This window comes from Pseudomonas sp. PGPR N4 (assembly GCF_059693665.1).
This window is the reverse complement of the sequence record NZ_JCAUKV010000002.1, coordinates 747,546-760,559: the sequence shown is the minus strand read 5'-3', so window position 1 is coordinate 760,559 and position 13,014 is coordinate 747,546. Positions and strand designations below refer to the sequence as shown.

Annotated in this window: 13 protein-coding genes; all 13 read left to right on the top strand. The window is 58.5% G+C overall.

All coding sequences use genetic code 11. The features are described 5' to 3' along the window. Positions 1-48: 48 nt before the first annotated feature. Entirely contained in the window at positions 49-1,419 is a 1,371-nt protein-coding gene (gene mnmE, locus AC58X1_RS13125; RefSeq protein WP_101322787.1) for a tRNA uridine-5-carboxymethylaminomethyl(34) synthesis GTPase MnmE, read from the top strand. Between the two features lie 532 nt (positions 1,420-1,951). Continuing rightward, positions 1,952-3,844 carry a tRNA uridine-5-carboxymethylaminomethyl(34) synthesis enzyme MnmG gene (gene mnmG, locus AC58X1_RS13120; protein ID WP_101322788.1) on the top strand — a complete coding sequence of 631 codons (1,893 nt, stop codon included), beginning with the start codon at positions 1,952-1,954 and terminating at the stop codon, positions 3,842-3,844. After that, on the top strand, positions 3,841-4,491 hold the full coding sequence (gene rsmG / locus AC58X1_RS13115) for a 16S rRNA (guanine(527)-N(7))-methyltransferase RsmG (RefSeq protein WP_150572356.1): 651 nt from the start codon (positions 3,841-3,843) through the stop codon (positions 4,489-4,491). Before mnmG ends, rsmG begins: the two co-directional genes overlap by 4 nt. Before the next feature lie 18 nt (positions 4,492-4,509). Then, positions 4,510-5,301 (top strand): ParA family protein, encoded by a 792-nt coding sequence (locus AC58X1_RS13110; protein WP_497428951.1) that lies wholly within the window; start codon positions 4,510-4,512, stop codon positions 5,299-5,301. A gap of 9 nt (positions 5,302-5,310) precedes the next feature. Then, entirely contained in the window at positions 5,311-6,183 is an 873-nt protein-coding gene (locus AC58X1_RS13105) for a ParB/RepB/Spo0J family partition protein (RefSeq protein ID WP_101322791.1), read from the top strand. 149 nt (positions 6,184-6,332) lie between these two features. Continuing rightward, positions 6,333-6,749: a F0F1 ATP synthase subunit I gene (locus AC58X1_RS13100; RefSeq protein ID WP_497428950.1), complete on the top strand. Its 417-nt coding sequence runs from the start codon at positions 6,333-6,335 to the stop codon at positions 6,747-6,749. Between the two features lie 7 nt (positions 6,750-6,756). After that, positions 6,757-7,626 carry a F0F1 ATP synthase subunit A gene (gene atpB / locus AC58X1_RS13095; protein ID WP_101322793.1) on the top strand — a complete coding sequence of 290 codons (870 nt, stop codon included), beginning with the start codon at positions 6,757-6,759 and terminating at the stop codon, positions 7,624-7,626. A gap of 144 nt (positions 7,627-7,770) precedes the next feature. Then, positions 7,771-8,028: a F0F1 ATP synthase subunit C gene (atpE, locus tag AC58X1_RS13090; RefSeq protein ID WP_002555987.1), complete on the top strand. Its 258-nt coding sequence runs from the start codon at positions 7,771-7,773 to the stop codon at positions 8,026-8,028. Between the two features lie 58 nt (positions 8,029-8,086). Further along, a complete protein-coding gene (locus AC58X1_RS13085; protein WP_101322794.1) occupies positions 8,087-8,557 on the top strand; it encodes a F0F1 ATP synthase subunit B in 471 nt (156 codons plus the stop codon). Positions 8,558-8,569: 12 nt separating this feature from the next. After that, complete coding sequence (locus tag AC58X1_RS13080; protein ID WP_101322795.1) at positions 8,570-9,106, top strand: F0F1 ATP synthase subunit delta; 537 nt, start codon at positions 8,570-8,572, stop codon at positions 9,104-9,106. Positions 9,107-9,127: 21 nt separating this feature from the next. Further along, positions 9,128-10,672 (top strand): F0F1 ATP synthase subunit alpha, encoded by a 1,545-nt coding sequence (gene atpA, locus AC58X1_RS13075; RefSeq protein ID WP_101322796.1) that lies wholly within the window; start codon positions 9,128-9,130, stop codon positions 10,670-10,672. Between the two features lie 48 nt (positions 10,673-10,720). After that, positions 10,721-11,581 carry a F0F1 ATP synthase subunit gamma gene (atpG, locus tag AC58X1_RS13070; protein WP_101322797.1) on the top strand — a complete coding sequence of 287 codons (861 nt, stop codon included), beginning with the start codon at positions 10,721-10,723 and terminating at the stop codon, positions 11,579-11,581. A 27-nt stretch (positions 11,582-11,608) separates the two neighbouring features. Beyond that, a complete protein-coding gene (atpD, locus tag AC58X1_RS13065) occupies positions 11,609-12,985 on the top strand; it encodes a F0F1 ATP synthase subunit beta (RefSeq protein WP_101322798.1) in 1,377 nt (458 codons plus the stop codon). Positions 12,986-13,014 lie beyond the last annotated feature (29 nt).

Sequence of the window (13,014 nt, the reverse complement as noted above, 5' to 3'; positions counted from 1 at the left end):
GGGCGTTTTTGCTATCTGTGTAATGAATTTGTGGAGAGGCTTGCGAGCATGAACCCTGTGCGTGAAACCATCGCCGCGATTGCCACCGCCCAAGGCCGCGGTGGGGTTGGCATCGTCCGGCTGTCCGGTCCATTGGCGAGCGAGGCCGGGCTGGCCATTACCGGCCGCAGCCTGAAACCACGTTATGCACACTACGGCCCGTTCCGCGACCAGGACGGCCTGGTGCTCGACGAGGGCATCGCGTTGTTCTTCCCCGGGCCGAACTCGTTCACCGGCGAAGACGTGCTCGAGCTGCAGGGCCACGGCGGCCCGGTGGTATTGGACATGCTCTTGCAGCGTTGCCTGCAGTTGGGCAGCCGCCTGGCGCGTCCGGGTGAATTCAGTGAGCGGGCTTTTCTCAACGACAAACTCGACCTGGCCCAGGCAGAAGCCATCGCCGACCTGATCGAGGCCAGCTCGACTCAGGCTGCGCGAAATGCACTGCGGTCACTGCAGGGCGAGTTTTCCAAACGTGTGCACAGCCTGACCGAAGCATTGATTGCCTTGCGCATCTACGTCGAGGCGGCGATCGATTTTCCCGAAGAGGAGATCGATTTCCTCGCCGATGGCCACGTACTGGGCATGCTCGATGAGGTTCGCACTGCGTTATCCACAGTGCAGAAGGAAGCAGGCCAGGGCGCATTGCTGCGTGACGGCATGAACGTGGTGATCGCCGGCCGGCCCAATGCCGGCAAGTCGAGCCTGCTCAACCGGCTGGCCGGGCGCGAAGCGGCGATCGTAACTGAAATCGCCGGCACCACCCGGGACATCCTGCGTGAACATATCCACATCGATGGCATGCCGTTGCACGTTGTGGATACCGCAGGCCTGCGCGATACCGATGACCATGTGGAAAAGATCGGGGTGGAACGTGCGTTGAAGGCAATCAGCGAAGCTGACCGTGTGCTGCTCGTCGTCGACAGTACCGCGCCGGAAGCGGCAGATCCCTTCGCTTTGTGGCCCGAATTTCTCGACCAACGGCCAGATCCGGGTAAAGTCACCCTGATTCGCAACAAGGCCGACCTCAGTGGTGAAGCGGTTGCAGTTGAACAATGCGCCGATGGTCACGTCACCATCACGCTTAGCGCCAAGGGCGATGACACCGGCTTGGAGCTGCTGCGCGAGCACCTGAAAGCCTGCATGGGTTATCAACAGACCTCCGAAAGCAGCTTCAGCGCGCGTCGGCGCCACCTGGAGGCGCTGAACATCGCAAGTACGCATCTGGAGCACGGTCGTGCTCAGCTCACGCTGGCGGGCGCGGGAGAGCTGCTGGCCGAGGATCTGCGCATGGCGCAGCAGGCACTCGGCGAAATTACCGGTGCGTTCAGCTCGGACGACCTGCTCGGGCGCATCTTCTCCAGCTTCTGTATCGGTAAATAATCCACAAATCTGTCGCCGACGGGCCTGAGCGCAGGCCTTTCGGCCCATGACAGCGGCAGCACACTGGACGCAATGTCCGGTTTTACTCCCTCCTTTGTAAAAAATCCCTAATCCGTGGCTGCTGATTTTGATCAACAGGCTCGTTCTCTGCGTCTAAGCTCTGTGGATAAGCCGCCCTTAGCTCAGTTGATAACCATGCTTTTTTTCTGAGGATAAATCCGCCTGTGGGTAACATGGCATTCTATCCACAGGCTCAAAGGGCTTATCCAGAGCCCTCATAGGCACATGGACACAGGGTTTAATTCCTCTGTACATACCATGAATTCTGGCCTGTAGCGTTCTATCCACAGATAATGGCCTGCATAGAAATAAACATAAAAACAAAGCTTTTAAATATTTTCCTTTTTAATTTCTGTTATCCCGTTCATCCACAGGCTGGTCAAAATTTGCGCAGACGGTTTCTTTAGAAGGCAGGAAGTCGCATACTTGTCCGCTTAATTTTTCTATTCGCGAAACAGGCACGAGGTGCGTGGTGGATTTCCCTTCCCGTTTTGAAGTGATCGTCATCGGCGGCGGCCATGCCGGTACCGAGGCTGCGCTTGCGTCTGCACGCATGGGTGTAAAAACCCTGTTGCTGACCCACAACGTGGAAACCCTCGGTCACATGAGCTGCAACCCAGCCATCGGTGGCATCGGCAAGAGCCATCTGGTCAAAGAGATCGATGCGCTCGGCGGCGCCATGGCGTTGGCCACCGACAAAAGCGGTATCCAGTTCCGTGTTCTGAACAACCGCAAAGGTCCGGCCGTACGGGCAACCCGTGCCCAGGCCGACCGCGCTATCTACAAGGCTGTGGTACGCGAGATTCTCGAGAACCAGCCCAACCTGTGGATTTTCCAGCAGTCCTGTGACGACCTGATCGTCGAGCAGGACCAGGTCAAGGGCGTGGTTACACAAATGGGTCTGCGCTTTTTCGCGGATTCGGTGGTGTTGACCAGTGGCACCTTCCTCGGCGGGCTTATCCACATCGGCATGCAGAACTACAGCGGTGGTCGCGCCGGTGACCCGCCTTCCAATGCCTTGGCCCAACGCATGCGTGAACTGCCGCTGCGTGTCGGTCGCCTGAAAACCGGTACACCGCCACGCATCGACGGCCGCTCGGTGGATTTCTCGGTAATGACCGAGCAGCCGGGTGATACACCGATTCCAGTGATGTCGTTCATGGGCAACGCGCAGATGCATCCGCGTCAGGTCAGCTGCTGGATTACCCATACCAACGCCCGCACCCACGAGATCATTGCCTCAAACCTGGATCGCTCGCCGATGTATTCGGGCGTGATCGAAGGCGTCGGCCCGCGTTACTGCCCGTCGATCGAAGACAAGATCCACCGCTTTGCCGACAAGGACAGCCACCAGGTATTCATCGAGCCGGAAGGCCTGACTACCCACGAGCTGTACCCCAACGGCATTTCCACTTCGTTGCCGTTCGACGTGCAACTGGAGCTGGTGCGCTCGATCCGTGGTATGGAAAACGCCCACATCGTGCGCCCCGGCTATGCCATCGAGTACGACTACTTCGACCCGCGTGATCTCAAGTACAGCCTCGAGACCAAGGTCATCGGCGGCTTGTTCTTCGCCGGTCAGATCAACGGCACCACCGGTTACGAAGAGGCCGGTGCACAAGGTTTGCTCGCCGGGACCAACGCTGCGCTGCGCGCGCAGGGCCGTGACAGCTGGTGCCCGCGGCGCGACGAGGCCTACCTCGGGGTGCTGGTCGATGACCTGATTACCCTCGGCACCCAGGAGCCGTACCGCATGTTCACTTCACGTGCCGAGTACCGCCTGATCCTGCGCGAAGACAACGCCGACCTGCGCCTGACCGAGAAGGGCCGTGAGCTCGGCTTGATCGACGATCAGCGTTGGGCCGCGTTCTGCACCAAGCGCGAAGGCATCGAACGTGAAGAACAGCGCCTGAAATCCACCTGGGTGCGCCCTAATACTGCGCAAGGCCAAGCCATTGTGGATAAGTTCGGCACGCCGCTGAGTCACGAGTACAGCCTGCTAAACCTGCTGGCCCGCCCAGAGATCGACTATGTCGGCCTGATCGAGGCTACCGGGGGCGAAATCCTCGATGCACAGGTTGCCGAGCAGGTCGAAATAAAGACCAAGTACGCCGGCTACATTGACCGCCAGCAGGAAGAAATCGCCCGCCTGCGCGCCAGTGAAGACACCCAGTTGCCTGTGGATATCGACTACACGACGATTTCCGGGCTGTCCAAAGAGATCCAGAGCAAGCTTGGCCAGACCCGTCCAGAGACTCTCGGCCAGGCTTCGCGTATCCCCGGCGTCACGCCGGCGGCGATTTCGCTGTTGTTGATCCACCTGAAAAAACGCGGCGCTGGCCGCGAATTGGAGCAAAGCGCTTGAGTTCTTCGGTCACCCCGCAGCACGCAGAAGAGTTGTCCACAGGCGCGCGCCAGCTTGGCGTCGCCCTGAGCGAGCAGCAGCACCAGCAATTGCTGGGTTATCTGGCCCTGTTGATAAAATGGAACAAGGCTTACAACCTCACCGCAGTGCGCGATCCTGATGAAATGGTTTCGCGGCATTTGCTCGACAGCCTCAGCGTGATGCCGTTTATCCACAGCGACGCGCAAAGCTGGCTCGATGTTGGCAGCGGTGGTGGCATGCCCGGTATCCCGTTGGCGATTCTGCACCCGCACAAGCAAGTGACCCTGCTCGACAGCAACGGCAAGAAAACCCGCTTCCTGACCCAGGTGAAGCTGGAGCTCAAGCTCGACAACCTGCAGGTTATCCACAGCCGGGTCGAGGAGTATCAACCGGCGCAGCCGTTTGCCGGGATCATCTCCCGAGCGTTCAGCAGCATGGAGAACTTCACCGGCTGGACGCGCCACCTCGGTGACACGCAGACGCACTGGCTTGCAATGAAAGGGCTGCATCCTGCCGACGAACTGGTAGCATTGCCCGCAGACTTCACAGTCGAAAGCGAGCAGGCCCTGACCGTTCCGGGTTGTCAGGGCCAGCGTCATCTGCTGATACTGCGCCGCAAGGCATGACTGGGAACACACGCAACAATGGCTAAGGTATTCGCAATTGCGAACCAGAAGGGTGGTGTGGGTAAAACCACCACCTGCATCAATCTCGCCGCATCGCTGGCTGCGACCAGGCGTCGTGTGCTGCTGATCGACCTCGATCCGCAGGGCAACGCGACCATGGGCAGCGGGGTCGACAAGCATGAGCTCGAGCATTCGGTCTATGACCTGCTGATTGGCGAATGCGACCTGGCCCAGGCGATGCACTACTCCGAGCACGGTGGCTATCAGCTGCTGCCGGCCAACCGCGACCTGACCGCCGCGGAAGTCGTCCTGCTGGAAATGCAGGTCAAGGAGAGCCGCCTGCTCAATGCGCTGGCGCCGATCCGCGACAACTACGATTTCATCCTGATCGACTGCCCGCCGTCGTTGTCGATGCTGACGCTCAATGCGCTGGTAGCCTCCGATGGCGTGATCATCCCGATGCAGTGCGAGTACTACGCATTGGAAGGTCTCAGCGACCTTGTGGATAACATCAAGCGCATCGCCGCCAAGCTGAACCCGCAGCTGAGGATCGAGGGTCTGCTACGGACGATGTTCGATCCGCGCCTGAGCCTGAACAATGACGTCTCCGCGCAGCTCAAGCAGCACTTCGGCGACCAGCTCTACGACACCGTGATCCCGCGCAACATTCGCCTGGCCGAAGCGCCAAGCTTCGGCATGCCGGCGCTGGCCTACGACAAGCAATCGCGTGGCGCGCAGGCTTATCTGGCCCTGGCCGGCGAGCTGGTCCGCCGCCAACGTCGGCCATCACGCACTGCACAAACAACTTAAGGAATCCGCATGGCCGTTAAGAAACGAGGTCTCGGACGTGGGTTGGATGCACTGCTCAGTGGTCCTTCCGTCAGCTCGCTCGAGGAGCAGGCTGTCAAGATCGACCAGAAAGAACTGCAACACCTGCCGGTCGAGCTGATCCAGCGTGGCAAGTACCAGCCACGCCGTGACATGGACCCGGAGGCGCTGGAAGAGCTGGCCGCCTCGATCCGTATCCAGGGCGTGATGCAGCCGATCGTGGTCCGTCCGATCGCTGATGACCGCTTCGAGATCATCGCCGGTGAACGCCGCTGGCGGGCGACTCAGCTGGCTGGCCTCGACACCATCCCGGCGATGGTCCGCGATGTGCCCGATGAAACCGCCATTGCCATGGCACTGATCGAGAACATCCAGCGTGAAGACCTCAACCCGCTGGAAGAGGCGATCGCCCTGCAACGGCTGCAGCAGGAGTTTGAACTGACTCAGCAGCAGGTTGCCGATGCGGTCGGCAAGTCGCGGGTGACCGTGGCCAACCTGCTGCGCCTGATCTCGTTGCCGGAGGCGATCAAGACCATGCTCGCTCATGGTGATCTGGAGATGGGCCATGCGCGTGCTTTGCTCGGTCTTGAAGAGAATCGGCAGGAAGAGGGGGCGCGTCATGTTGTCGCACGTGGCCTGACCGTGCGCCAAACCGAGGCACTGGTACGCCAGTGGTTGAGCGGTAAACCTGATCCGGTAGAACCGAACAAACCTGATCCGGACATCGCTCGCCTTGAACAGCGTCTGGCAGAGCGGCTGGGCTCCGCAGTGCAGATTCGCCATGGCAACAAGGGCAAAGGCCAGCTGGTAATCCGTTATAACTCGCTAGATGAGTTGCAGGGTGTGCTTGCTCACATCCGCTGAAACAATTCCTGTTGTAGCGCGTAGTCGGAAATCACTACCCAAGAGTTGAATAGGGGTTAAACCACCCCTATACTCTGCGCGCATTTTGTCGGCACAAATTATGCCAAGTCGATGCTGACTTGAGGGTCGACATTCGAGGAGTAGTGGTGATGGAAACCCGCACGCCAAACCGCTTGCCTTTCCATCGCTGGGCGGTTTTTCCGGTGCTGCTGACGCAATGTGTCGTTGTCCTGCTGGCAACTTTGGTGTTGTGGCAGTGGAAGGGTGCAGTCAGTGGATATTCAGGCCTCTGTGGAGGACTGATTGCCTGGTTGCCCAATGTGTATTTTGCCTGGAAGGCTTTTTGCTTTAGCGGAGCCCGGGCAGCGCAGGCCATCGTCAAGTCGTTCTACGCAGGCGAGGCAGGCAAATTGATTTTGACGGCAGTGCTGTTTGCACTGACCTTCGCAGGAGTGAAGCCATTGGCGCCGTTAGCAGTCTTCGGCGTCTTCATGCTGACCCAACTGGTCAGCTGGTTCGCGCCCCTGCTAATGAATAAAAGACTTTCGAGACCTAAGGGCGTTTGAGGCAACCATGGCAGCAGAAACCGCTTCGGGCTATATCCAGCACCACTTGCAGAACCTGACCTACGGTCAACTACCAGACGGCAGCTGGGGCTTGGCCCATTCGGCTGCTGAAGCCAAGGCTATGGGTTTCTGGGCATTCCACCTGGACACCTTGGGCTGGTCGGTTGCACTGGGTCTGATCTTCCTGTTCATCTTCCGCATGGCAGCCAAGAAGGCCACTTCCGGCCAGCCTGGCGGTCTGCAGAACTTCGTCGAAGTGATGGTCGATTTCGTTCACGGCAGCGTGAAGGACTCGTTCCACGGTCGTAGCCCGGTGATTGCACCGCTGGCGCTGACTATCTTCGTCTGGGTGTTCCTGATGAACGCCATCGACCTGGTACCGGTTGACTGGATCCCGCAACTGGCGATCCTGATCTCGGGCGACCCGCACATCCCGTTCCGCGCTGTGTCGACTACCGACCCTAACGCTACTCTGGGCATGGCCCTGAGCGTGTTCGCGCTGATCATCTTCTACAGCATCAAGGTCAAGGGCATCGGCGGCTTCATCGGCGAACTGACCCTGCATCCGTTCGGCAGCAAGAACGTCTTCGTTCAGGCGCTGCTGATCCCGGTCAACTTCCTGCTGGAATTCGTTACCCTGATCGCCAAGCCGATCTCGCTGGCCCTGCGACTGTTCGGCAACATGTATGCTGGCGAGCTGGTGTTCATCCTGATCGCGGTGATGTTCGGCAGCGGCCTGCTCTGGCTCAGCGGCCTGGGCGTGGTGCTGCAATGGGCGTGGGCTGTGTTCCACATCCTGATCATCACACTGCAAGCATTCATCTTCATGATGCTGACCATCGTCTACCTGTCGATGGCGCACGAAGATAACCATTAAGACCGCCTGGCGTGTCTGATAGCCTTCCCCGCCTGGCTGGGGGGAGGGCTGAAAAAGTCCGCAAGGGCAGCTGTACCAAACGATTCGTTTTACCGCTTCAAACTAAAAAACCTAACCAATACGACGTAAAAGTCGGGAGGAAAGATGGAAACTGTAGTTGGTCTTACCGCTATTGCTGTTGCTCTGCTGATCGGTCTGGGCGCACTGGGCACCGCCATTGGTTTCGGCCTGCTGGGCGGCAAGTTCCTCGAAGGTGCTGCTCGTCAGCCTGAGATGGTTCCAATGCTGCAGGTCAAAATGTTCATCGTTGCCGGTCTGCTCGACGCCGTAACCATGATCGGTGTTGGTATTGCTCTGTTCTTCACCTTCGCAAACCCGTTCGTTGGTCAACTCGCTGGCTAATCATCTCGTCCTACGAGTTGATGGCTGGTGATGAACAAAGACCGAGCGAGGTGTTGGCGTGAACATTAATGCAACCCTGATTGGCCAATCCGTTGCCTTCTTGATTTTTGTTGTTTTCTGCATGAAGTACGTTTGGCCTCCGGTCATCGCTGCTCTGCAAGAACGTCAAAAGAAGATTGCCGATGGTTTGGACGCTGCCAACCGCGCAGCTCGCGACCTGGAGCTGGCCCAAGAGAAAGCGGGTCAGCAACTGCGTGAAGCTAAAGCACAGGCAGCTGAAATCATTGAGCAGGCCAAGAAACGCGCTGCTCAGCTTGTCGAGGAAGCCCGTGACCAGGCCCGCGTCGAAGCTGACCGTGTGAAGGCTCAGGCTCAGGCCGAGATCGAACAGGAACTGAACAGCGTCAAAGACGCCCTGCGTGCCCAAGTGGGTGCCCTGGCTGTTGGCGGTGCTGAGAAGATCCTTGGGGCCACAATCGATCAAAACGCGCATGCGGAGCTGGTTAACAAACTGGCCGCTGAAATTTAAGCGAGGGCGATCATGGCAGAACTGACCACGTTGGCCCGACCTTACGCTAAGGCTGCCTTTGAGCATGCCCAGGCCCATCAGCAACTGGCCAATTGGTCAGCCATGCTCGGCCTGGCTGCTGCTGTGTCGCAAGACGACACCATGCAGCGCCTGCTCAAGGCCCCGCGACTGACGAGCGCACAAAAGGCCGCCACGTTCATTGACGTGTGCGGTGACAAGTTTGATGCACAGGCACAGAATTTCATTCATGTTGCCGCGGAAAATGGCCGTCTCCTGCTCCTGCCGGAAATTGCCGACCTGTTCGAGCTGTACAAGGCCGAACTGGAAAAATCCGTGGACGTGGAAGTCACCAGTGCTTTTGCGTTGAACCAAGAACAGCAAGACAAACTCGCCAAGGTTCTCAGTGCACGGCTCGGCCAGGAAGTTCGCCTGCACGCGTCAGAGGATGCCAGCCTGATCGGCGGCGTCCTCATCCGCGCCGGCGACCTGGTAATCGATGGCTCTGTTCGCGGCAAAATCGCGAAACTGGCCGAAGCATTGAAATCTTGAGTTTGAAGGGGCAGCAGAGCAATGCAGCAACTCAATCCTTCCGAAATAAGTGAAATCATCAAGGGCCGCATCGATAACCTCGATGTAGCCTCTCAAGCCCGCAACGAAGGTACCGTCGTCAGCGTTTCTGACGGTATCGTGCGGATTCACGGTCTGGCCGACGTTATGTACGGCGAAATGATCGAGTTTCCGGGTGGCGTGTACGGCATGGCCCTGAACCTGGAGCAAGACTCCGTAGGTGCAGTGGTCCTGGGTGCCTATGACACCCTCGCCGAAGGCATGAGCGCCAAGTGCACCGGCCGCATCCTCGAAGTTCCGGTTGGTAAGGAACTGCTGGGTCGCGTTGTCGACGCACTGGGCAACCCAATTGATGGCAAGGGCCCGCTGGGCAACACCGAGACCGATGCGGTCGAGAAAGTTGCTCCAGGCGTAATCTGGCGTAAGTCGGTAGACCAGCCTGTACAGACTGGCTACAAATCCGTCGACGCCATGATCCCTGTCGGCCGTGGCCAGCGTGAGCTGATCATCGGTGACCGTCAGATCGGTAAAACTGCAATGGCCATCGACGCCATCATCAACCAGAAAGACTCCGGTATTTTCTGTGTTTATGTTGCTGTCGGCCAGAAGCGTTCGACCGTTGCCAACATCGTTCGCAAGCTGGAAGAAAACGGCGCCCTGGCCAACACCATCGTGGTGGTTGCCAGTGCTTCGGAATCCGCCGCACTGCAGTTCCTGGCACCTTATGCCGGCTGCACCATGGGCGAGTTCTTCCGTGACCGCGGCGAAGACGCACTGATCGTCTACGATGACCTGTCCAAGCAGGCTGTTGCCTACCGCCAGATCTCCCTGTTGCTGCGCCGTCCACCAGGTCGCGAAGCATACCCAGGCGACGTGTTCTATCTCCACTCCCGTCTGCTGGAGCGTGCATCGCGCGTTTCCGAAGAGTACGTAGAGAAGTTCACCAACGGCGCAGTGACCGGCAAAACCGGCTCCCTGACCGCGCTGCCGATCATCGAAACCCAGGCTGGCGACGTTTCCGCGTTCGTTCCGACCAACGTGATCTCGATCACCGACGGTCAGATCTTCCTGGAATCGGCCATGTTCAACTCGGGCATCCGCCCTGCAGTGAACGCCGGTGTTTCGGTATCCCGCGTAGGTGGTGCCGCTCAGACCAAGATCATCAAGAAGCTCTCCGGTGGCATCCGTACCGCCCTGGCTCAGTACCGTGAACTGGCTGCATTCGCCCAGTTCGCATCTGACCTGGACGAAGCCACCCGCAAGCAGCTCGAGCACGGTCAACGTGTAACCGAGCTGATGAAGCAGAAGCAATACGCTCCAATGTCCATCGCGGACATGGCGCTGTCGCTGTATGCCGCTGAGCGTGGGTTCCTGACCGACGTTGAAATCGCCAAGGTTGGCAGCTTCGAACAAGCGCTGATCGCCTACTTCAACCGTGATCACGCCGATTTGATGGCCAAGATCAACGTGAAGGGTGACTTCAACGACGAAATCGATTCGGGCATCAAAGCCGGTATCGAGAAGTTCAAGGCCACCCAAACCTGGTAAGCCGCGGCGGGGGCTTCGGCCCCCGCTTGCTAACCTGATAGGTGATACATGGCAGGCGCAAAAGAGATTCGCAGTAAGATTGCGAGCATCAAAAGCACGCAAAAGATTACCAGCGCCATGGAAAAAGTGGCGGTCAGCAAAATGCGCAGGGCTCAAATGCGCATGGCTGCTAGCCGTCCCTATGCGGAGCGTATCCGCCAGGTGATCGGTCATCTGGCCAACGCCAACCCGGAATACCGCCACCCGTTCATGATCGAACGTGCCGTAAAGCGCGTCGGTTATATCGTGGTGAGCAGTGACCGTGGTCTGTGCGGTGGCTTGAATACCAACCTGTTCAAGGCCCTGGTCAAGGACATGAACGCCAATCGCGAGCAGGGTGTTGAAATCGACCTGTGCGTGATCGGTAGCAAGGGTGCGACTTTCTTCCGCATCTTTGGCGGCAACGTGGTAGCTGCAATCAGCCATCTGGGCGAAGAACCGTCGATCAATGATCTGATCGGTTCCGTCAAGGTCATGCTGGACGCCTACCTGGATGGCCGTATCGACCGCCTTTCGGTGGTATCGAACAAGTTCATCAATACCATGACGCAAAGTCCGACGGTCGAGCAGTTGGTACCGTTGGTGGCAACCCCGGATCAAGAACTCAAGCACCACTGGGACTACCTCTACGAACCCGATGCCAAAGAGCTGCTGGACGGCTTGATGGTGCGTTACGTGGAGTCGCAGGTCTACCAGGCGGTGGTCGAGAACAACGCGGCCGAACAGGCTGCCCGGATGATCGCCATGAAAAACGCCACAGACAACGCCGGTGACCTGATCAGCGACCTCCAGCTGATCTACAACAAGGCGCGTCAGGCTGCGATCACCCAGGAGATCTCGGAAATCGTCGGCGGCGCTGCCGCGGTTTAACGGTTCAAAAATTCAGAGGATCCAGCTATGAGTAGCGGACGTATCGTTCAGATCATCGGCGCCGTCATCGACGTGGAATTCCCACGTGACGGCGTACCGAGTGTTTACAACGCGCTGAAAGTTCAAGGCGCGGAAACCACCCTGGAAGTTCAGCAGCAGCTGGGCGACGGCGTGGTTCGTACTATTGCGATGGGCTCGACCGAAGGCTTGAAGCGCGGTCTGGCTGTAGTCGACAGCGGCGCTGCCATCTCTGTCCCGGTCGGTAAAGCGACCCTGGGCCGGATCATGGACGTGCTCGGCAACCCGATCGACGAAGCTGGCCCGATCGGCGAAGAAGAGCGTTGGGGTATTCACCGCGACGCACCTTCCTTCGCTGACCAGGCAGGCGGCAACGACCTGCTCGAAACCGGCATCAAGGTTATCGACCTGGTTTGCCCGTTCGCCAAGGGTGGTAAGGTTGGTCTGTTCGGTGGTGCCGGTGTCGGCAAGACCGTAAACATGATGGAACTGATCCGTAACATCGCCATCGAGCACAGCGGTTATTCCGTGTTCGCCGGTGTGGGTGAGCGTACTCGTGAGGGTAACGACTTCTACCACGAGATGAAGGACTCCAACGTTCTCGACAAAGTAGCCTTGGTCTACGGTCAGATGAACGAGCCACCAGGCAACCGTCTGCGCGTAGCGCTGACCGGCCTGACCATGGCCGAGAAGTTCCGTGACGAAGGTAACGACGTTCTGCTGTTCGTCGACAACATCTATCGTTACACCTTGGCCGGTACTGAAGTATCCGCACTGCTGGGCCGTATGCCTTCGGCAGTAGGTTACCAGCCGACCCTGGCTGAAGAGATGGGCGTACTGCAAGAGCGCATCACTTCGACCAAGGAAGGTTCGATCACCTCGATCCAGGCCGTATACGTGCCTGCGGACGACTTGACCGACCCGTCGCCAGCGACCACCTTCGCCCACTTGGACGCCACCGTCGTTCTGTCCCGTGACATCGCCTCCCTGGGTATCTACCCAGCGGTCGATCCACTCGACTCGACTTCGCGCCAGCTGGACCCGAACGTGATCGGCAACGAGCACTACGATACCGCTCGCGGCGTTCAGTACGTGCTGCAGCGCTACAAAGAGCTGAAGGACATCATTGCGATTCTGGGTATGGACGAACTGTCCGAAACAGACAAGCAGCTGGTATCCCGCGCTCGTAAGATTCAGCGCTTCTTGTCCCAGCCGTTCTTCGTGGCCGAAGTCTTCACCGGTTCTCCAGGCAAATACGTTTCCCTGAAAGACACCATCGCAGGCTTCAGCGGCATCCTCAAAGGTGACTACGACCACCTGCCAGAACAAGCGTTCTACATGGTCGGCAGCATCGAAGAAGCTGTTGAGAAAGCCAAGAAACTGTAATCCCGGTGCCCCGCAAGGGGCGCCAATCA

What these genes read in the sequence shown, in the direction of transcription:
- mnmE (WP_101322787.1), top strand. Translation starts at nt 49, where the DNA reads ATGAACCCTGTGCGTGAAACCATCGCCGCGATTGCCACCGCCCAAGGC.
- AC58X1_RS13110 (WP_497428951.1), top strand. Translation starts at nt 4,510, where the DNA reads ATGGCTAAGGTATTCGCAATTGCGAACCAGAAGGGTGGTGTGGGTAAA.
- AC58X1_RS13105 (WP_101322791.1), top strand. Translation starts at nt 5,311, where the DNA reads ATGGCCGTTAAGAAACGAGGTCTCGGACGTGGGTTGGATGCACTGCTC.
- AC58X1_RS13100 (WP_497428950.1), top strand. Translation starts at nt 6,333, where the DNA reads ATGGAAACCCGCACGCCAAACCGCTTGCCTTTCCATCGCTGGGCGGTT.
- atpB (WP_101322793.1), top strand. Translation starts at nt 6,757, where the DNA reads ATGGCAGCAGAAACCGCTTCGGGCTATATCCAGCACCACTTGCAGAAC.
- atpE (WP_002555987.1), top strand. Translation starts at nt 7,771, where the DNA reads ATGGAAACTGTAGTTGGTCTTACCGCTATTGCTGTTGCTCTGCTGATC.
- AC58X1_RS13080 (WP_101322795.1), top strand. Translation starts at nt 8,570, where the DNA reads ATGGCAGAACTGACCACGTTGGCCCGACCTTACGCTAAGGCTGCCTTT.
- atpA (WP_101322796.1), top strand. Translation starts at nt 9,128, where the DNA reads ATGCAGCAACTCAATCCTTCCGAAATAAGTGAAATCATCAAGGGCCGC.
- atpG (WP_101322797.1), top strand. Translation starts at nt 10,721, where the DNA reads ATGGCAGGCGCAAAAGAGATTCGCAGTAAGATTGCGAGCATCAAAAGC.
- atpD (WP_101322798.1), top strand. Translation starts at nt 11,609, where the DNA reads ATGAGTAGCGGACGTATCGTTCAGATCATCGGCGCCGTCATCGACGTG.